This window comes from Bifidobacterium saguinibicoloris, from assembly GCF_019331725.1.
Lineage (GTDB): Bacteria > Actinomycetota > Actinomycetes > Actinomycetales > Bifidobacteriaceae > Bifidobacterium > Bifidobacterium saguinibicoloris.
The window spans coordinates 58,927-75,831 of record NZ_JAHBBF010000001.1 but is presented as its reverse complement, the minus strand read 5'-3'; the positions used below and the strand labels follow the sequence as shown (position 1 = coordinate 75,831).

The 16,905-nt window shown below is 61.7% G+C and carries 26 protein-coding genes; 16 read left to right on the top strand and 10 right to left on the bottom strand.

Annotated elements, in window-relative coordinates:
- Window positions 1–10: 10 nt before the first annotated feature.
- The 3 genes from KIH78_RS00430 (at window position 11) to KIH78_RS00420 (ending at window position 939) form a co-directional block, all read left to right on the top strand.
- Window positions 11–289, top strand: a complete 279-nt coding sequence (locus tag KIH78_RS00430; RefSeq protein WP_219130785.1) for a hypothetical protein — start codon at window positions 11–13, stop codon at window positions 287–289.
- Between the two features lie 63 nt (window positions 290–352).
- Complete coding sequence (locus KIH78_RS00425; RefSeq protein ID WP_219130784.1) at window positions 353–664, top strand: type II toxin-antitoxin system RelE/ParE family toxin; 312 nt, start codon at window positions 353–355, stop codon at window positions 662–664.
- On the top strand, window positions 658–939 hold the full coding sequence (locus tag KIH78_RS00420; protein ID WP_219130783.1) for an addiction module antidote protein: 282 nt from the start codon (window positions 658–660) through the stop codon (window positions 937–939). The genes KIH78_RS00425 and KIH78_RS00420 overlap by 7 nt, the downstream gene beginning before the upstream one ends.
- A gap of 301 nt (window positions 940–1,240) precedes the next feature.
- On the opposite strand, the gene KIH78_RS00415 is transcribed toward KIH78_RS00420, so the two are convergent.
- On the bottom strand, window positions 1,241–1,450 hold the full coding sequence (locus KIH78_RS00415) for a hypothetical protein (protein ID WP_219130782.1): 210 nt from the start codon (window positions 1,448–1,450) through the stop codon (window positions 1,241–1,243).
- Window positions 1,440–1,646, bottom strand: a complete 207-nt coding sequence (locus KIH78_RS00410) for a hypothetical protein (RefSeq protein WP_219130781.1) — start codon at window positions 1,644–1,646, stop codon at window positions 1,440–1,442. The genes KIH78_RS00415 and KIH78_RS00410 overlap by 11 nt, the downstream gene beginning before the upstream one ends.
- Before the next feature lie 51 nt (window positions 1,647–1,697).
- Here KIH78_RS00410 and KIH78_RS00405 point away from each other — a divergent pair, with 51 nt between their 5' ends.
- The 12 genes from KIH78_RS00405 to KIH78_RS00350 all read left to right on the top strand — a co-directional run bounded on the left by KIH78_RS00405 (window position 1,698) and on the right by KIH78_RS00350 (window position 7,483).
- Window positions 1,698–2,186, top strand: a complete 489-nt coding sequence (locus KIH78_RS00405) for a hypothetical protein (RefSeq protein WP_219130780.1) — start codon at window positions 1,698–1,700, stop codon at window positions 2,184–2,186.
- Between the two features lie 10 nt (window positions 2,187–2,196).
- Window positions 2,197–2,463, top strand: a complete 267-nt coding sequence (locus KIH78_RS00400; RefSeq protein ID WP_219130779.1) for a hypothetical protein — start codon at window positions 2,197–2,199, stop codon at window positions 2,461–2,463.
- Between the two features lie 35 nt (window positions 2,464–2,498).
- Window positions 2,499–3,305 carry a hypothetical protein gene (locus KIH78_RS00395; RefSeq protein WP_219130778.1) on the top strand — a complete coding sequence of 269 codons (807 nt, stop codon included), beginning with the start codon at window positions 2,499–2,501 and terminating at the stop codon, window positions 3,303–3,305.
- 75 nt (window positions 3,306–3,380) lie between these two features.
- The gene (locus KIH78_RS00390) at window positions 3,381–3,860 is read left to right on the top strand and encodes a hypothetical protein (protein WP_219130777.1); all 480 of its coding nucleotides are present in this window, start codon (window positions 3,381–3,383) and stop codon (window positions 3,858–3,860) included.
- A gap of 27 nt (window positions 3,861–3,887) precedes the next feature.
- Window positions 3,888–4,157 (top strand): hypothetical protein, encoded by a 270-nt coding sequence (locus KIH78_RS00385; protein WP_219130776.1) that lies wholly within the window; start codon window positions 3,888–3,890, stop codon window positions 4,155–4,157.
- Window positions 4,158–4,217: 60 nt separating this feature from the next.
- Window positions 4,218–4,418 carry a hypothetical protein gene (locus KIH78_RS00380; protein WP_219130775.1) on the top strand — a complete coding sequence of 67 codons (201 nt, stop codon included), beginning with the start codon at window positions 4,218–4,220 and terminating at the stop codon, window positions 4,416–4,418.
- A 4-nt stretch (window positions 4,419–4,422) separates the two neighbouring features.
- Entirely contained in the window at window positions 4,423–4,815 is a 393-nt protein-coding gene (locus tag KIH78_RS00375) for a hypothetical protein (RefSeq protein ID WP_219130774.1), read from the top strand.
- Window positions 4,794–5,099 (top strand): hypothetical protein, encoded by a 306-nt coding sequence (locus KIH78_RS00370; RefSeq protein WP_219130773.1) that lies wholly within the window; start codon window positions 4,794–4,796, stop codon window positions 5,097–5,099. The genes KIH78_RS00375 and KIH78_RS00370 overlap by 22 nt, the downstream gene beginning before the upstream one ends.
- A gap of 178 nt (window positions 5,100–5,277) precedes the next feature.
- Window positions 5,278–5,757, top strand: a complete 480-nt coding sequence (locus tag KIH78_RS00365; protein WP_219130772.1) for a hypothetical protein — start codon at window positions 5,278–5,280, stop codon at window positions 5,755–5,757.
- Between the two features lie 62 nt (window positions 5,758–5,819).
- Window positions 5,820–6,287: an aminoacyl-tRNA deacylase gene (locus KIH78_RS00360; RefSeq protein WP_214313176.1), complete on the top strand. Its 468-nt coding sequence runs from the start codon at window positions 5,820–5,822 to the stop codon at window positions 6,285–6,287.
- An 87-nt stretch (window positions 6,288–6,374) separates the two neighbouring features.
- Window positions 6,375–7,037, top strand: coding sequence for a hypothetical protein (locus KIH78_RS00355; RefSeq protein WP_219130771.1), 663 nt, complete (start codon window positions 6,375–6,377; stop codon window positions 7,035–7,037).
- A gap of 194 nt (window positions 7,038–7,231) precedes the next feature.
- A complete protein-coding gene (locus KIH78_RS00350) occupies window positions 7,232–7,483 on the top strand; it encodes a hypothetical protein (RefSeq protein WP_219130770.1) in 252 nt (83 codons plus the stop codon).
- Between the two features lie 19 nt (window positions 7,484–7,502).
- Here the strand turns inward: KIH78_RS00350 and KIH78_RS00345 are convergent, their stop codons facing one another.
- From KIH78_RS00345 to KIH78_RS00325, 5 genes are all read right to left on the bottom strand, one after another.
- Window positions 7,503–7,970, bottom strand: coding sequence for a DUF6508 domain-containing protein (locus KIH78_RS00345; protein WP_219130769.1), 468 nt, complete (start codon window positions 7,968–7,970; stop codon window positions 7,503–7,505).
- A 63-nt stretch (window positions 7,971–8,033) separates the two neighbouring features.
- The gene (locus tag KIH78_RS00340) at window positions 8,034–8,561 is read right to left on the bottom strand and encodes an NADAR family protein (RefSeq protein WP_219130768.1); all 528 of its coding nucleotides are present in this window, start codon (window positions 8,559–8,561) and stop codon (window positions 8,034–8,036) included.
- A 288-nt stretch (window positions 8,562–8,849) separates the two neighbouring features.
- Window positions 8,850–9,515, bottom strand: coding sequence for a hypothetical protein (locus KIH78_RS00335; RefSeq protein WP_219130767.1), 666 nt, complete (start codon window positions 9,513–9,515; stop codon window positions 8,850–8,852).
- A gap of 157 nt (window positions 9,516–9,672) precedes the next feature.
- Window positions 9,673–11,802, bottom strand: a complete 2,130-nt coding sequence (der, locus tag KIH78_RS00330) for a bifunctional cytidylate kinase/GTPase Der (protein ID WP_219130766.1) — start codon at window positions 11,800–11,802, stop codon at window positions 9,673–9,675.
- Window positions 11,799–12,572: a pseudouridine synthase gene (locus KIH78_RS00325; RefSeq protein ID WP_219130765.1), complete on the bottom strand. Its 774-nt coding sequence runs from the start codon at window positions 12,570–12,572 to the stop codon at window positions 11,799–11,801. The genes der and KIH78_RS00325 overlap by 4 nt, the downstream gene beginning before the upstream one ends.
- Window positions 12,573–12,705: 133 nt before the next feature.
- On the opposite strand from KIH78_RS00325, the gene KIH78_RS00320 reads away from it, so the two are divergent.
- Complete coding sequence (locus KIH78_RS00320; RefSeq protein ID WP_219130764.1) at window positions 12,706–13,668, top strand: MIP/aquaporin family protein; 963 nt, start codon at window positions 12,706–12,708, stop codon at window positions 13,666–13,668.
- Here KIH78_RS00320 and KIH78_RS00315 read toward each other — a convergent pair.
- The 3 genes from KIH78_RS00315 to KIH78_RS00305 are packed head-to-tail and all read right to left on the bottom strand — an operon-like array spanning window position 13,585 to window position 16,850.
- Window positions 13,585–13,869 (bottom strand): DUF3017 domain-containing protein, encoded by a 285-nt coding sequence (locus KIH78_RS00315; RefSeq protein WP_214313163.1) that lies wholly within the window; start codon window positions 13,867–13,869, stop codon window positions 13,585–13,587. The two genes, KIH78_RS00320 and KIH78_RS00315, sit on opposite strands and share 84 nt — an antisense overlap.
- A 25-nt stretch (window positions 13,870–13,894) precedes the next feature.
- A complete protein-coding gene (gene purH, locus KIH78_RS00310) occupies window positions 13,895–15,526 on the bottom strand; it encodes a bifunctional phosphoribosylaminoimidazolecarboxamide formyltransferase/IMP cyclohydrolase (protein ID WP_219130763.1) in 1,632 nt (543 codons plus the stop codon).
- On the bottom strand, window positions 15,501–16,850 hold the full coding sequence (locus tag KIH78_RS00305; protein ID WP_219130762.1) for a cell division protein PerM: 1,350 nt from the start codon (window positions 16,848–16,850) through the stop codon (window positions 15,501–15,503). The genes purH and KIH78_RS00305 overlap by 26 nt, the downstream gene beginning before the upstream one ends.
- Window positions 16,851–16,905: the final 55 nt, after the last annotated feature.

The following is a 16,905-nucleotide window of genomic DNA, read 5'->3' as shown; positions in this document are numbered from 1 at the left end:
CCTCGAAGCGATGCAGGCGCATGCGAAGGCCATCAGCGCATACGTGGAGTCGAAGACCGCCACGTCGGGCATCCCCGCCCCCACAAACGGCACCGTCGACGGCTGGGCCTTGAGCCCGCAGGGCCGCAGCATCCTGCGCCAGGCGACCGACAACAACGGACGCCCCCTGTTCCTCGGCTTCACGGGAGAATCCGACGTGAGCACCGTGCTCGGCAACCGCACCTACATCAGCAAGGGCGTGCACGTGCCCGCGCGCCTGGATACTGGGAGTTCAGCATGCGCGAAGTGACGGAGGCAACGCACGTTGTATCCCAGAGTTTACATATTGTATTTTATGGGATACAGTATTGCTATGAGGATAGACACCACGGAAGAATTCGACGAATGGCTCGACCAGCTGAAGAACAGCAAGGACCGAGCCCGAATCATCTCCCGCATCCGACAATGCGACCTCGCCGGCAAACCAGTCGGCGACATCAACTCCGTCGGCAAAAGCGTCGCGGAACTCCGATTCCACTTCGGACCCGGATACCGCGTCTACTTCGTCCAGAAAGGCGACATCCTCATGCTGCTGCTCGCAGGCGGCACCAAACGAGGGCAACAAGCCGACATCAACCACGCCCACGACCTGCTCAGCCAACTCAAGGAGGAACACAAATGGTAAACGTCAAAACATGGGACGCCAGCGAATACCTCAAGACAGAACAGGATATCATCGACTACCTCGACGCCGCAGCCGAAACAGGCGACCCCGCGCTCATGCAGGCCGCCATCGGCGACGTCGCCAAAGCCCGCGGCATGGGGCAGATCGCCAAAGAAGCAGGCGTCGGCCGCGAAAGCCTCTACAAAAGCCTGAGCAAGGACGGCAACCCCAGCTTCCAGACCATCCTCAAGGTCATCCACGCACTCGGCGGCCGGATCAGCATACAAGCCGCCTGAAAACCAAAACCCAAGCGGCAGCAGGCTGACGCCGCATCGTGGCTTAATGCTATAAGCAGTATTGTGAGAAACCCGGAAAACCAAACAGGTTCCGGGTTTCCTCGTATCCACCGACTTTATGGGAGGGTCGCCGATCGGGCGCAGCCAAGTACATGCTGGATGCATATCATGTCCTCCCGCCACGGCCTCAGTAGTTCAGCGGCAAGAGCATTCATCGGTCGGGGGTTCGAATCCGCCCCGAAGCCCCACACACAAGACGGCGCCCGTCGGCATGGGACATGTCGGCGAGCGCCGTCTTGGTCTAGTCTTCGGCTTTGTGTTTGCGGGGGCGCCCGCCGCCGACGCCTCGCCCGGGGCGGGCGGTGTTCCATCGGTCGATGGTGTCGGTTGACCAGCCGCGGGTTTTGCCGATTCTCACGTCGGGTTCGGGCAGCTTGAGGCTGAGGAGCGCGCCTTGCGTGATGCCGAGGCGTTCGGCGACCTGCTTGACGCCGAGGTATTCAATCGTCATTGTGGTTTCCTCCCGGTAGGGCGAATATGACTCCGGCGAGGCCGAACACGCCTGCGGGGATTGCATGTCCCGCGACGCCGAGGACCAGCGACGTCGCGCCGAGTATGAGTGCCAGTATCTTGGTGTTCATGGTTTCATAGACTAGTCTGAAACGATGCGGCGAGGCCGGCGAGATGATACGTGTGCTGAAGACCATGAAGCCGTGTGCGTCCCTTAAGAAGATCATCCACGACGAGGTGAATCCGCTATGGGACATGTAGGTGAAGAAGAAACTCGACAACGGGCGCAAACCGAACTTCTCGAAGGACCTGCCCGGCACACGCTTCTTCGTCGCATGCCCGTGGAAGAACGGTGGCGCCCACATCTGGAACGCCGAGATCATCGAGACGCCCAGCGGCTGGAAATCCCTAAGGATGTACGACTACAGTCCGGCGACCGCCAGCAGTACGGATACTCCAACGGCAAGATCCCCGACTACTATCCCGACGCCATCAAGGATGGCGAACTCAGGTTCCTGCGCGTGGACGACATGCAGCCCACCGACTCGCTGCTGGAGGGTGGTCAGCCGAGCTTCAAGGACGTGCCCGCCTATGCGAAACCTTGGGTAGCTGATCCCGACACCGTGCGAAGCTGGAATGAGTGGAAACTCCAGCGAACCCACCGCGATGACACCGTATGGCGGCAACACTCCAGCGAGTACGACAATTGGGCCGAATCCACGCCACCGAGTCAATGAGGACAAGCACATGGCCGATAAAGTCACCAGCTATCATCAAGCGAGGCAGATTGTCGAACAGGCCAACGGCGGCACCCCCACCGCAGCGAAAGGCCGGGAGGATGCCGAGTACTATCACGTGCCCGCGGATCCCGACTTCGCGATGCTCGACGACTGCGACTGGTACGTGAACAAGAAGACCGGCAAGGTTGAACGCCTCTACAGCTCGCCGCTCATGCCCGCCAGCTTTGACAACATGTGCTATCGCGATATGCGGGCTAGCGTAGACGTGGAATAGGTTCTCGTGGCCCTCATTCGCCTATCATGGGCTCTATGGATGAGATTCACTCCGATTCTTCGCAAGGCGCAGAGGGGAATAGCCTCAACTCAGTTTCATCAGGGAACGTTGCGAACCATTCTTCTGAATATACAGGCGATTTAATTAGGGATCTTGGTGACAGGCTTGGCTTGGATACTGATCTCTATCGTCGCTGTATTCGAGGTATTTCATGGTCGTGGTTGATGGCCGTGTTGTCTGTTGCGCTTATAGCTATTGGTGCAGCTAGCAATAATAGTGAAAACGACTTCTTGCATGAATTGTCCATTGCGCTTGGCTGCTTCTTCCTTGGCTTGCTTGTCTCTCCAACGGAGAGGCTGAATAAATGGATTCAACGCGTCAATAGAATTATGGAATCAACGCATGGTTCCATGTGTATTGTGCAGGCAATGGCTGCGTCGCTAGATGACGACCATAAGGTAGTGTACCCAACTGGTCTGCGTATTGGTGCGAAGCCTCTTCGCAGATGCTGGATGCGATTCAGATTCCCCCATGCAGTCAGGAGATGGAGACGGTTTTTCCGCGCCGGGACTTCTTGCTTGCAGCTTGAATTGCCTCCCTTTGTTGGGGTTGATCCGATAAAGGCATCTCACCGTTTGCGGCATCCCCTATATGCGCTGGAAGACTTGTGCAATCGTTTTTATGACTGGAGACGTCGCCGGCTTCTTTATCAGGTATCTCGTTACATCTACGAATTAGATCCGAGTCCTAGTACGTTGGATTACCTTGTTCGTTATAGCGATGGTTTCCTGACGCAAAAATATGAAACAAAGATTTCTCGTGGAGTGGTCGCTTTCCACTAAACAGAATTGTATTTAGCCATCACGGTTTCCCGTGATGGCTTTTCTTATGCCCGGATTCGGGCGGAAGGAGGCCGCATGGCCGAAGACAACAACGCCCCGAACACCGAAGACGAGCAGTCGGGTTCACCGCCGGAAGACATCGATTGGAAGACGCGCTACGAGGCGGAGCTCGAACGGGCGAAGGCATGGCGGGGCAAAGCCGAGGCGAACAAAAGCGCCGCGGACGAGCTGGCCGCGCTGAAGGAATCACAGCTGTCGGAGACTCAGAAGCTGGAGGCCCGTGCCGCCCGTGCTGAGAAGGAACTCAACGACCTGAAGACCGCCCAGCAGCAACTCACATGGCGCGACGAAGCCGCGAAGAAGACCGGCGTGTCGGTCGATCTGCTGCGCGGCGAGACCGTCGAGGAGATCAACGCGCACGCCCAGGCCATCAAGACCTGCATGGCCGCGCAGACCAAACCGTCAGCGGCGAAGGTCGCGGATCCGGCGGGCACGCCGGACGCTGCGGCGAATCCGAACGTCGGACTGCTCAAGCAGCTGTTCGGCGGCAAGTAAGCATCAACCCTAGAGTTAAGGAAACATATGGTTTTGCAGACCAATCAGGTGACGCTGCCCACGTCCGTGAGCCTCGCGGTGGTGGGCAAGGCGCACGACACCAGCACGATCGCCACGTTGAGCCCGGCGGACAAGCTCGGGTTCATGGATGACAAGTACAACGTGTTCACCGGCAAGGCGCGCGCCGAGGTCGTGGCCGAAGGCGCGAAGAAGAGCGGCTACGAGCAGCCGATCACTCCGAAGGAAGGCGTGTGGTTTACCGTCCAGTGCGCTACACGCGTCAGTAAACAGCTCTAGTGGACCAACGAGGACAATCAGCTCCAGATCCTCGCAATCCAGAACGATCAGGCCGGCGCATTGGGCGAAGCCCTCGACTATGCGATCTGCCACGGCGTGGACCTCGCCGGCAGTAATCAGATCACCTACCATAGCGAGGCCACGACCCGCGAGATCACCTCGGCCGCGTACAAGCGCGCCCAACGCCGCAACGAACGCGATATCCAGAGCTTCATGGGGCGCGCCCGGGGCCAGCAGCCAGTGAGAACCTACAAGAGGTGACGATATGGGCGGTCGCGGCGCCTCCAGCGGCGTGAGCAACAACGGGCATGAATACGGGACGGAGTTCAAAACCGTTCTCAAGTCAGGCAACATCAAGTTCGTGACGGACGTGGTGGGCAGGAACCGCGCGCCGATGGAGACCCGCACCAGAGGCCGCGTCTACGTTGCGGTCAGCGATACGGGCAAGCTCAAGAACATCACCTACTTCGATGACGGGGGCAAACGATTGAAGCAGATCAGCCTCGACCATTTCCATGGCGGACAGATGGTGCATGTGTATGACGGGTATTTCCATAACGAGTACAATCCGAAGAACGAACCTCGCATGAACCTCACTCCGCAGGAGAAACGCATGGTGGAAAGGGTCAGGGCATTATGGAGCCATCGCACACGGTAGACGAGATCTCCTACTTCCGGACCCCGCTCTCATGGGACGAGTTCATGGAGGATGTCCTGGAACGGTATGGCGACGAGTTCTTCGAGTACCGGGGACGCAAGTTGTTCATCCAGTATCTGCCTCCATGGTCGATAGTGGACCCGACCGTCCTGGAGGACGGGGCATATCCCGTGCTGTTCTCCGGATCTACTGATTTCCGGGAGTTCCTCGAACAGAAAACCCCGGTGCTTGACGGCCGTTCGATCCATGGCGTATATCCCGAGATCCGGTTGTTCAGCAATTAGCCGCCTTCTTCCGGGCCGCCCGCCATGCGGGAACGCCGTCCCGAGGCGGCCCCTCCCATCCCCGAAGGGGCCGTCATTACGTGAGCCGGGCGAAAGGCCCCAGGCAAAGCGAGGTGAGACCATGGTCAGCGGAGGCGCGAGGCTTCGCTCGGGCCCGGCGAAGGACCCGCATTCGAGAATGTCGGAGCGCGCGGGCTTCACCTTGGCGTCGCTGCCGAACGGCGGATACGACGGCCAGCCGCCCGCGTTCCCGTTGGAGCGTTACCGCGTCAACGGGCCGGACGGTCCGGACGAGAAGGCGATGCGCTCGTTCCGCAAACGCGAGCTCGCCCTGTGGCGGCAACTGTGGAAGAGCCCGCAGGCGTGGGCGTGGAGCATGCCCCAATACTCGTACCTGTGCTGGGACATCGCCATGTACTGCCGTCTCATGGTGTTGGCCGGCGAAAGCACCGCCACCGCGGCCGACCGGGGGCTCATCCCCCGCTACGCGGACCGCATCGGCCTGAGCGCCGCCGGCTTGGCCGCATTGGGCTGGCAGATCACGCCCGACGAGATGGCGAAAAGCATGAAACGACTCGAGCGGCGTACCTGCGCTGTCAACCATAGAACGGGTGACGCATTTCTGTTCTGGGACTCGGCCACGACAACGTGCGCATGAAACGATGGATAATGGGAAAGCATCAACAAACCAGCGGCCCTCATTGACCGGAGGCACATGTCATGGCCAGTTATGAGCAGATCAGACGATTCGCCGAGGAACATCCCGATCAAGCCCGGATCATCGAACATGAGATCGCCATCGTCGATTTGGAATCGGGCGCGAAAGTGTTCGACATCGCCAAGGCGGCGGCCACCTATATCGTAGAAGCCAAGGAAGGCGTGTTCGCCGTCGTCGCTTCCGCCACGGGACATCTGAGATGGCGGCAGCTCGGTCGCACACTGGGATTACATCAGATTCATCTGGCCGCTCCGGAACTGGTCAAGGAGCGCACGGGCTATGATGTCGGCACGATCGGTCCGCTGTTCCTGAACGGCGTGCGCATGTTCTTCGACGACAGGCTGCTGGAACATGACATAGTGTATTGCGGCACGGAGGATGCGCACCACACGCTCGCCATCGCGCCGCAGCTCATCGCCGACACCAACGACATCGCCGGCTACTTCAACAGCGACGACTATCTGAAGTAGACGATTGCACCACATAGCCTCACCAGCCACACGGCTCCCCGCGGTGGTTCTGGATTAACGTATAAGGCGTGGGAATAGGAGGAAACCATGAGCAACGCCGACAGGCCACGATGGCAGGTGGCCATTCCGACCGGCATCGCTGCGACCGAACATCAGACCGATGAAGGCGACGGAACCGGCGTCCTCGGTGGAGACGCTCGCGTCATCGCGTTCACCGCAAAGCAGATCGACCGAACGATGATCACCCTTCACGATATCGCCAAGACGTCCGGACCACCGTGGATCTCATGCGAAGAGACAGGTATGATCGCCGATCCGGCAGCGGCGCTGTCACTGGTTCGGCCGCGAATCGGCGAAGCGTTCGATTCGGATGAGCGTGATGGATTGTCCCTACTCGCCGATGCGTTGGACGATGCCGTCCGGCGTCGGGTCTCCCTCCTGTTTGACTTCGGCGCCGAGCCCATCATCACACGTCAGACCCCGATTCATCCGACCGGGGACAGAAGCGTGCTGATCATCGGCACCGACGATGTGGACGGGATCTTCGACACCCCGGGAGCCTTATGGAACCTCACGCACGTTCTGATTCATCGCTATGACATGGTCATGGTTCGTGACAGGATGGACGCCGGATTCCGTGCAACCCCATCAGGCGAAATGCTCCGGGCACGTATGGAGATGCTCGCTGAAACGATCATGGGTTATGGCCTGTGGTGCGTGGTCAACGGCGGAATTCCCCTGACGGACTAGACCAAGGCACAGCCAGCAAGCAGTTCCCTGTTCCAGTCCTTTCCCCAAGAGAGCGGAACCATTCTCGTTCTCGACATCCGACATACCGGAACGTTGATCGTACTATGCGATGCCCCATTCACCGACCAGGATTGGGAATGACTATGCGGTATTCCGCCGGCCACGACCCTGTTCAACCTGTAAGGAGCGTCTTGATGAGTGTCGCCAGCAAACTGTTCGACGCGGGAGTCGATCCGGATTTAGTCCGTGGATATGCCACAATCGGCGTCGACCTCGATCAAGCCATGACGTTCACCGAATTCGCCGAAGTAATCGGCACCGTCATGCAGGAAGAACTCGAACGATACGATGATGGTTCCGACGATGAGGCGTACGTGCTGCGCGGCGCCTATATCGGCCATTTCAAGGATGCCGTGAAGAACGGCGTCATACGTCGTATGTTGTGACGGTAGACGCCGCGCTGTGTCATACGTATGGTCCAGATGATTCGTGACTCTTCTGGATTCCACCCACTTTCCGGCCGATGTCACGAAGACGTTTCAACAGCTCGAGGAGCCAGCCTTTATCCAACGATTCGCACACCGTACCTTCGCCAAACCGCTCGCGTTGTGTCAACCATGTCATCAGCGCCTGTACCTGTTCGGCGTTGAGTTTGGAGTAGTCACCCGATAGCAACGTCTTCCACGGGTCAATGCCGGACTCCTCCAGCACCTGATCATAGTCCGCCCATGCTGGGTCGGCATAGATGCAATCCCACCACTGGTCGCCCGCGGGACCGTAGGCGCACCAACCCATGGAGGTCACACCTTCCTCATGGGATGAGGGGTATACCCACTTGTACAGTTCGCTCGCTGGCCTGTCCAATTGCGGAATCAGGTCGATGAAAGGTCCGTATCTGAACTCGAATGGTGTGGTGAAGTTGGTCCGCAACATTTCGCGCACATCCATAAGCAGGAAACCAAGCTGGTTCTTTCCACGCCAGTTGTCGGAGTCTTTCTACCTGTCGTCGGTCTGACCGTCTTTCGTCTGCTTGCCGAGACCGATACCCCATATGGTGTCGAATGGTGAGCACTCGACAAGCACTCGGTTCCCGGTCTCCAACAGCTGGTTCGCAAGATCGGGGTTCTGCGAGAACTTGAACACCAAGGCCTCGAACATGTAACCGCGTGATTCCTTGTTCCAGACGGTCTCATCGAAGTTCCGTACGCTACGGCCGATTACCTTGTATTGGTGCGGTTTCAGTCCAGACTGAAGCACCAGGCCCGTGGCGTAATGGTCGTGAAAACGCCATGCCTTGCGGAACATGAACCATTGTTCACTGCACTCGAATCGCAGCTTCTTCACTAACCCATCGTCATCCTTCCAATCGACGATGAACGGTGCCGGATGGAAATTGGATGCCCAGTCCTCACCATTCCAGAAACCGAAATAAGGCTGCTTCGGGCCATTCTCTTCCTTGACATCGATTCGGTCAGAATCGTTCCGGCCCATTGCCGCATCGCGCCAGGTAGCAACATCATCCACAGTCCGAATCGGTTTCATCCCTCACTTGCCCTCTCTCTGTACATCTCCAGCCTAAGCATAAATCACGCGCGACATAGCCGTAGTCGACAGGCTCATCAGCATGGAAGCGCAGCGAATCTCGCAGTGACACCGGGCACGTGCAGGGTTCAGACCTCTACTGTGAGACATGCCTGAAGCAGGCTGCGCAGACCCTCATGATGGGTATACAGCATGTTCGACATGGTGCGTGCGTCCGTACATCCTGCACGACCAGCCCAGTCGTCGCAACCCCAGTCGATCGGGAGCCCATCAGAATCCCCAGTGCTCCTCGTGGTCGTTCACGCATACGTCGAATCGCAGAACCGGCTCTTCGGGAGGTGCGGCGATGAACCGTTCGATCCGGTCCATCTGGGCGCGGCTGATGCCGACATGTGATTCGGGCCCCACCGCGAGCACGGGCGCCTGCGGATCGTTGCCGGCGATGGCGAGTCCTGCATCATACGTGGTCTCCTCGTCGTCGATCCACACGATCGGACGACCATACCGCAGATGGTTCAGCACCGCCCGCCGCTTGCCCGTACGCCGCCCCTCCCCGGTGACCGGATCGTACCAACGAATCGTCTCCCAGTCGACGCCGAGATGCAGGTTCAGCAGGTCCGTGTACGGCTGCCACGTGCTCAGCCACAGGATGTCGGCGTCCAACGTCCTGAGCCGATCCACCAGCTCGCTCGACCACAGGATGCGAAAGCGTCCCTGGAATCGTATGAATACGGTCTCCTTGCGGTCCGGCGTGAACCAGCTTTCCGGCGAGTACAAGGCGATACGCGGGTCTTCCGGCCGCATCCAATCCGTCGAATTCCGACGGCGACGTACCTTCTCGTCCGGAAACTGGTTGATCACCCCGTCGAAATCGATGAGCACCAGCGGACGCACACGACTGTCGACGACGTCACCGACGTGTAGGAAGTCATCCATCGGCATCGTCCATCCTCTCTCCGCCAATGCAGGAACGTACGGCACGGCCTTTCCGTGTACGAGACGGGCATACAGACGATGTGGGCGGTACCGTCGTCAACGGTACCGCCCACATCGCGTCGGCGACGGCGTCGATGCGAAACGCCCGACGACGACGCTACTTGCGTTTCTTCTTCTCGCGGATGTTCACCGAAATCTGAATCGGCGACCCCTCGAAGCCGAACTCCTCACGCAGCGAACGTTCGATGTAGCGGCGGTAGCCGTGCTCGAGGAAGCCGGTCGCGAAGATCACGAACCTCGGCGGACGCGTCGACGCCTGCGTGGCGAACAGGATGCGCGGCTGCTTGCCGCCTCGCAACGGATGCGGGTGGGCGGACTGCAGTTGTCCCAGGAACGCGTTGAGCTTGCCGGTCGGAATGCGCTTGTCCCAGGATTCCAGCGCCTCGCGCATGGCTTTGGCCAGACGGTTGGTGTGCCAGCCCGTCTTGGCGGACAGGTTGACGCGCTGAGCCCAGGTGACACGATCTAACTCGGTGACCCACAGGCGTTCGAGACGCTGCTTGTCGAACTCGTCCATCGCATCCCACTTGTTGAACACGAGCACGATGGCGCGGCCCGCGTCCACGGCGGAGCTCATGACCTTGAGGTCCTGATCGGAGATCGGCACGGACGCGTCGAACAGGACGAGCGCGAGCTCGGAACGTTCGATGGCCGCCTGCGTGCGCAGCGACGAATAGTATTCCGCGCCCTGCAGCTTGTGCTGGCGGCGCTTGATGCCGGCCGTGTCGATGAACAGCCAATCCTCGCCGTCGATGTCGATGACCTCGTCGACGGGGTCGCGCGTGGTGCCGGCCAGATCGTTGACGACGGCGCGCTGCTCGCGCGCCAGCTGGTTGAGCAGGGACGACTTGCCCACGTTCGGACGGCCCACGAGCGCCACACGGCGCAGGCCGGAAGGCGTGAGGAATCCGGAGGTCTTCTCCGCCTTCCGCAGCGAGTCGATCGCCTGGTCGAGCAGGTCGCCCACTCCCCTGCCGTGCATGGCGGAGATGGCGTACGGCTCGCCGAGTCCGAGCTTCCAGAATTCGGCCGCGAGGTATTCGCTTTCGCGGTCGTCGATCTTGTTGACGGCGAGGGTGACCGGTTTGCCGGAGGCGCGCAGCATCCTGACGATGCGCTCGTCCGTATCCGTCAGACCCACCTGTCCGTCGACGACGAGCACGACCGCGTCGGCGAGGTTCACGGCGACTTCGGCCTGCGACGCGATGGCGGAGTCGATGCCCTCGACGTCGACCTCCCAGCCGCCCGTGTCGACGAGCTTGAAGTCGGTGCCGGCCCATTCCGCGTCGTAGCTGACGCGGTCGCGCGTGACGCCCGGCGTGTCCTCGACGACGGCGACGCGCTTGCCGAGGATGCGGTTGACGAGCGACGACTTGCCCACGTTCGGACGGCCCACGATGGCGAGCACGCCGACCGGACGCGCCGCGGGACCGGAGCGGGACAGGTCTCCTCCACGGTCCTCGATCAGCGCCTCGTCGCCCTCGGCCAGTTCGTATCCTTCGAGGTTGGCGGCGTACCGCTCGTACTCCTGTTCCTCGATGGCGTCGTCGACCAGACCGACCAGCACGTCGAGCGTCTGCGCGAAATCCATGTCGGAGTTGTCGACGGTGGTCACGCCGTCCGCCGCGGTGGTGAAGTTCGTGACCTTGGAGTCCTGACGGTCGCGTGCGGCGACGTCCTCCGCGCCCACGCCGGATACGGCCTGTCCGGTACGCCTCGCCTGACGCACCTCCTCACGTGCGGTGAGCAGGACGCGCACTTCCGCGTCGGGGGCGACGACGGTGGTGATGTCACGGCCCTCCGCGACGACGCCGAGCCCACCGGAGAAGGAGTCGGCCGACTCCTCCCGCGCGATGTAGGCGCGCTGCGCTGCGATGAGCACGTTGCGTACGGGGATGACGTTCGAGACCTTCGACACGTGCGACGAGACCTCGGAGGAGCGAATCTCCTGGGAGATGTCCTCGCCGTCCGCGGTCACGAACGGATTGTCCGGGTCGACGCCGATATCGAAATGGTCACCGGTGAAGAACTCGCCCACGGTCTCCGTGACGAGACGCTCATCGACCTGATCCACGTCGAGGTCGATGCCCTGATGCAGGCACCACCACGTGCAGGCCCGGTACATGGCGCCCGTGTCCAGATAGGCGAAACCGTAGAATTTGGCCAGCGCCTTCGACGTCGAGGATTTGCCGACGCCGGCGGGCCCGTCGATGGCGACACGAATCACAGGCCGACCTCCTTGGACAGGGAACGCACCTCGGTCTGGCTGAGCACGCGGTAGGAGCCGGACTTCAGGTCGCCGAGCTTGATTGGACCGATCTGGGTGCGGACAAGACGCTTGACGGGGAAGCCGATGGCGCCGAAGATACGGCGTACGATGCGGTTCTTGCCGGAGTGGAGCACGACCTTGACGATGGTGGTGTCATGGTTCGCGTCGATGATGGCGCAGCGGTCGAGCTTGATCCAACCGTCGTCGAGCTGCACGCCGGTGGTGACCAGACGACGGCACACCGTGCCGGAGATGCGGCCTTCCAACGTGGCGATGTAGGTCTTCTCCACCTCGTACTTGGGGTGCATGACGTGCTGGCTGAGCTCGCCATCGTTCGTCATGAGGATGAGGCCCTCCGAATCGTAGTCGAGACGGCCCATGTGGAAGATGCGCTCGTACTTGTCCCCCACGATGTCGCGCAGGGTGTAGCGGCCCTTCGGGTCCTCCATGGCGGACAGGACCTTCTTGGGCTTGTTGAGCGCAAGGGTGATGTGATTGTCGTTGATGCGCACGCGCGAACCGTCCACACGGATTTCGTGGTGCTTGGGATCGACGCGGGTGCCGAGTTCGGTGACGAGCGCACCGTCGACTTCGACGCGTCCTTCGGTGATCATGAGCTCGCATTTGCGGCGGGACCCGAATCCAGCCTGGGCGAGCAGCTTCTGCAGGCGAATGCCTTCCTGAGCGGTGTCTTGCGCCTTTCTGGCGCGGGAATATGCGTTTGGCATCGTTCTCCCAACGTGGCCTAGGGTATTTCCAACCTTTTCATGATACCTTACCCGGTGGTCCGACTGCTAGACTGGCAGTCGTCCGGCGGGTTGCGGCCCGCCGGGGATCATCCGCATGATCAGAAGGATTGACATGACATCTCAGGACACCGCCACGGCGCAGCAGCAGCCGTGGCCCCTTCGCGTGGGCGCCGAACTGGTCGGCGCCTTCCTCATTTGCTTCGCCGTCTACACCGTCGCCTCGTTCGGCAACGTCATCTACACGCTGAATCTGGCGTATGCGGTTCTGGCGACCGGTCTCGTCTACGCCGCCGTGACCTACGCCCTCGGCAAGGTCTCCGGAGGACAGTTCAACCCGGCCGTCACCGTCGCCGCGATGATCGTGGGCCGTACGAAGCTCGTGGACGGCGTTCTCTACATCGTCGCCCAGGTGGTCGGCGCCACGCTCGCCGGCCTGCTCGTCCGGTTCCTGCTGCCCACTTCGGAGAACGTGACGCTCTCGCAGTGGCTGGTCGCCACGGTGAACGGCTTCGACAAGGGTTCCATCGCCTACTCCACGCTCAGTCAGTATGGCCTGTCGTTCTCCATCAACCAGGCCATCGTCGTCGAGGTCGTCGCCTCCCTGGTCATCGTCGGCGCCGCCATGGCCTCCTACGGCACGAAGCGCTACGCCGCCGTCACCGGCATCGCGTACGCGGCTGGCGCGGCCATCACGTTCCCGGTGACCGGCGCCGCGCTCAACCCCGCGCGCGCGACCGGCATCGCCGTCGCCGTGTACGCCCAGGGTCTCGACACCGAACCGGTGTCCCAGCTGTGGGTGTTCTGGATCTGCCCGGTGCTGGCCGCCGGGCTCGTCTCGCTGGCCATGGTGCTGCAGCAGATAATCGCCGCTCCGAAGACCAAGGGTGATGACCCGAAGACGCTGCATGAATACGATGAGGCCGCCGACCCCGCTGGGGAGCCGACGGCCGTTGCGTCCGAGTCCGCCTCTGACGCGGAACCGCAGGACGGTTCAGACGATCAGGTAGACGCTGAAGTAGGTGGCGAGGAGTCCGATCCCAAGGCTGATGCCGATGAAGGAGTCGAACGCCACTGAGCGCACCTTCCACGGGCTGCGTTCGCGCAGGACAAGCCGAAGCAGCCCGGTGATGATGGCCGTCACGGAGATCAACACCGTGGCGGCCTTCGTGTATCCGAGGACGGCAAGCACGCCCGACACGACCACCGCGAGGGCGACGCACCATTCGAACCACGGCTTGCCTTCATGGTCCTCGGAGACATAGGGATGATTCTTCATGACTGCTGCGGGAGCCTTCGGACGATCAGTGGAAGAAGTGGCGGGTGCCGGTCAGGTACATCGTCACGCCGGCCTTCTTGGCCGCTTCGATGACCTCCTCGTCGCGGATGGAGCCGCCGGGCTGCACGATGGCCTTGACGCCGGCGTTCATCAGCGTCTCGGCGCCGTCGGCGAACGGGAAGAACGCGTCGGACGCGGCGACGGAGCCTGTGGCGCGGTCCGCGCCGTCCGCCAGCGTGTTGGCGCGTTCGACGGCGAGATGGCAGGAGTCCACACGGTTGACCTGGCCCATGCCGATGCCGACGGTCGCCTGATCGTGCGCGAGCAGGATGGCGTTGGACTTGACGCAGCGGATGGCACGCCATGCGAACACGAGGTCCTTCAGCGTTTCGGCATCGGCCGGTTCGCCGGAGACGAGCTTCCAGGAGTCCGGATCGTCGCCGACGGCGTTGATGAGGTCCATGTCCTGCACGAGCAGGCCTCCGTCGATCTGACGGAACTGCGTGTGGCCCTTCGGCGGTTCGGCGACCTTGAGGATGCGCAGGTTCTTCTTCTTGGTCTTGAGCAGTTCGAGCGCTTCGGGCTCATAGGCCGGGGCGACGATGACCTCGGTGAAGATCGGACGCACGCTTTCCGCCATCTCCAAGGTGACCGTGCTGTTGCAGGCGATGACGCCGCCGTACGCGCTCACCGGATCGCAGGCATGGGCCTTCTTATGGGCCTCGGCCGCGGTCGCGCCGATGGCGAGACCGCAGGGGTTGTTGTGCTTGACGACGGCCACGGCGATGGCGGGGGCCATGTCCCACACGGCACGCCATGCGGCGTCCGCATCGACGTAGTTGTTGTAGCTCATCGGCTTGCCGCCGAGCTGTTCGGCGTGGGCGAAGCCGGTCTGGTCGAGCGGGTCGAGGTACAGAGCGGCCTGCTGGTGGGAGTTCTCGCCGTAGCGCAGCGTGTGCGCACGGTCCCAGGTGCGGGTGAACGCGGCCGGGAACTTCGCGTCGTTGACCGGATGATCCTCGTCGTCATGCTCGGTTTCGGCGATGGTGGCCGGCTTCGGCCAATGCTTGGAGGTCCACTCGTTGATCGTCGCGTCGTAGGCGGCGGTGTGGGCGAACGCCTTGCCGGCGAGCCAACGGCGCTCCTCGAGGGTGAAGCCCTCGCCGTTCTCGACGCGTTCCGCGACCAGCGCGTAATCGGCCGGATCGGTGACGATGGCGACGGTGGCGCTGTTCTTCGCGGCACCACGGACCATGGACGGGCCGCCGATGTCAATCTTCTCGATCGTCGCGGCCTCGTCGGCGCCGGAACGCACGGTGTCGGCGAACGGGTAGAGGTTGACGACGACCAAATCGAACGGCTTGATGCCGAACTTCTCGAGCTGGGCGGCATGGTCGGGGTTGGTCATGTCGGCGAGGATGCCGGCGTGGATGTGCGGGTCGAGCGTCTTGACACGGCCGTCAAGGCATTCCGGGAAACCGGTGACCTCGCTCACCTCGATGACGGGGACGCCGAGCTCCGCCAGACGCTTCGCCGTCGAGCCGGTGGACACGACCTCGGTGCCGGCCTTGACGAACGCCTGTGCGAGCACTTCGATGCCTTCCTTGTGGAAGACGGAGACCAACGCCCTGTTAATCGGACGATTCGTTGCTGTCATCGATTTCCTCCTGTGCTGGTTGTTCGGACTTGGACAAATCAGTGTCGGACCGGATGGTTCGGGGGCGGCGCGGGCGGTCCGAAGGCCCGTCGTCGGCCGCAGTGCCACCGGCGACGCCGGTGCTGACCGATGATGCGTCGCGGCTTAGACGCTGCCGTCCGACAATCCAGTGTATCCCGTAGACGGCTGCCAACACCACGGCGGCGACAAACCATGCCCCCGCGAATCCGAAGGCGAGCGATCGCCCCGTGGTCTGTGTGGAGACCATGACGTCGACGCCCACATCCTTGAGCCGGTGCTCCCCCAGCGAGCCGTCGGACAGCGCGTACCAGGCGCAGGATCCGGCGGCGAGCAGGATGAGCGCCGCGCAGAGCGCACACGCATGACAGATCATGATTCGTACGACCGTACGGGTGCCTTCGATATCGTCGGGCTTGGCGATACGAAGGCGCAAGGGCCCTGGCACCGCCATGAACACGAGTGCGACGACGGCCGCAGTCACGGGGATGAGGCATTGCAATACGATTCGCACGCGTTCATCCGGCACGGCATCGGGCAGAAGCCCGAAGACAGGCAACGGAGGAAGTCCCGCAGACTGGCCTCCCCACATCGTGAACACCCCAAGATCACCGATGTGGAATCCTGCACCCATAATCCACGAGACCGCCCATCCCATGAGGTTCGGCAGCCACACGCAGGCGGCGATGGAGGTGAGGATACGCGATCCGTTCTCCATACCCGTCATCGTGAACAGCGTGGTCATGCCATGCCATCCGCGCACGATCCATACGACGGAGGTCACGAAGCCGGTCAGCACCAACGCGGATGCGAGCACCGCCGTGACGAAGCCCGTCAGACGAAGCGTATGACGCACCGTGGCGGGCATATGGCCAGCCAACGCCGTGATGACGCGCTTCGGCAACGGTGAGCGCATCATCACGGCGAACAGGTATCCGAGTGTCCATATGATCGCGGTCTTGGCGGCCACCGCCGGTTGGGGATCATGAAGCTCCACGGTGGTGCCCCCCGCCCACAGCAGGTTGCACGCCACCCATGTCGCCAGACCGGACAGCCATGGCAACAGCCCGACACCGGCTTTAGAGGCGCATTGCGCAATCAGAGCCACCAACAGCAGGGTGAGCAGCAACGGCATGACGCCGATTACCACCGACCCTGCGGTGAATCCGACTCCTTGGCTGAGCAGCACCACCGCTTCGGTCAACGACATACTGGAGGCGGACAGGTTCTCCCCGCCTTCCTCCATGGAGACCACGAGAAGCATCAACGCGATGAAGCAGCCCAGCGAAATCGCGTACAGCGCCATGGCGGCCAATGCCGCCAAGACGCCGCGGAATAGGGAGAGAAGTCGTCCTGAGTTC

Bases quoted from the DNA above. Each gene is read 5' to 3' on its own strand.
- KIH78_RS00430 (WP_219130785.1), top strand. From the start codon at position 11: ATGCAGGCGCATGCGAAGGCCATCAGCGCATACGTGGAGTCGAAGACC.
- KIH78_RS00425 (WP_219130784.1), top strand. From the start codon at position 353: ATGAGGATAGACACCACGGAAGAATTCGACGAATGGCTCGACCAGCTG.
- KIH78_RS00420 (WP_219130783.1), top strand. From the start codon at position 658: ATGGTAAACGTCAAAACATGGGACGCCAGCGAATACCTCAAGACAGAA.
- KIH78_RS00415 (WP_219130782.1), bottom strand. From the start codon at position 1,450: ATGACGATTGAATACCTCGGCGTCAAGCAGGTCGCCGAACGCCTCGGC.
- KIH78_RS00410 (WP_219130781.1), bottom strand. From the start codon at position 1,646: ATGGTCTTCAGCACACGTATCATCTCGCCGGCCTCGCCGCATCGTTTC.
- KIH78_RS00405 (WP_219130780.1), top strand. From the start codon at position 1,698: ATGGGACATGTAGGTGAAGAAGAAACTCGACAACGGGCGCAAACCGAA.
- KIH78_RS00400 (WP_219130779.1), top strand. From the start codon at position 2,197: ATGGCCGATAAAGTCACCAGCTATCATCAAGCGAGGCAGATTGTCGAA.
- KIH78_RS00395 (WP_219130778.1), top strand. From the start codon at position 2,499: ATGGATGAGATTCACTCCGATTCTTCGCAAGGCGCAGAGGGGAATAGC.
- KIH78_RS00390 (WP_219130777.1), top strand. From the start codon at position 3,381: ATGGCCGAAGACAACAACGCCCCGAACACCGAAGACGAGCAGTCGGGT.
- KIH78_RS00385 (WP_219130776.1), top strand. From the start codon at position 3,888: ATGGTTTTGCAGACCAATCAGGTGACGCTGCCCACGTCCGTGAGCCTC.
- KIH78_RS00375 (WP_219130774.1), top strand. From the start codon at position 4,423: ATGGGCGGTCGCGGCGCCTCCAGCGGCGTGAGCAACAACGGGCATGAA.
- KIH78_RS00370 (WP_219130773.1), top strand. From the start codon at position 4,794: ATGGAGCCATCGCACACGGTAGACGAGATCTCCTACTTCCGGACCCCG.
- KIH78_RS00365 (WP_219130772.1), top strand. From the start codon at position 5,278: ATGTCGGAGCGCGCGGGCTTCACCTTGGCGTCGCTGCCGAACGGCGGA.
- KIH78_RS00360 (WP_214313176.1), top strand. From the start codon at position 5,820: ATGGCCAGTTATGAGCAGATCAGACGATTCGCCGAGGAACATCCCGAT.
- KIH78_RS00355 (WP_219130771.1), top strand. From the start codon at position 6,375: ATGAGCAACGCCGACAGGCCACGATGGCAGGTGGCCATTCCGACCGGC.
- KIH78_RS00350 (WP_219130770.1), top strand. From the start codon at position 7,232: ATGAGTGTCGCCAGCAAACTGTTCGACGCGGGAGTCGATCCGGATTTA.
- KIH78_RS00345 (WP_219130769.1), bottom strand. From the start codon at position 7,970: ATGTTGCGGACCAACTTCACCACACCATTCGAGTTCAGATACGGACCT.
- KIH78_RS00335 (WP_219130767.1), bottom strand. From the start codon at position 9,515: ATGGATGACTTCCTACACGTCGGTGACGTCGTCGACAGTCGTGTGCGT.
- KIH78_RS00325 (WP_219130765.1), bottom strand. From the start codon at position 12,572: ATGCCAAACGCATATTCCCGCGCCAGAAAGGCGCAAGACACCGCTCAG.
- KIH78_RS00320 (WP_219130764.1), top strand. From the start codon at position 12,706: ATGACATCTCAGGACACCGCCACGGCGCAGCAGCAGCCGTGGCCCCTT.
- KIH78_RS00315 (WP_214313163.1), bottom strand. From the start codon at position 13,869: ATGAAGAATCATCCCTATGTCTCCGAGGACCATGAAGGCAAGCCGTGG.
- purH (WP_219130763.1), bottom strand. From the start codon at position 15,526: ATGACAGCAACGAATCGTCCGATTAACAGGGCGTTGGTCTCCGTCTTC.
- KIH78_RS00305 (WP_219130762.1), bottom strand. From the start codon at position 16,850: ATGGCGCTGTACGCGATTTCGCTGGGCTGCTTCATCGCGTTGATGCTT.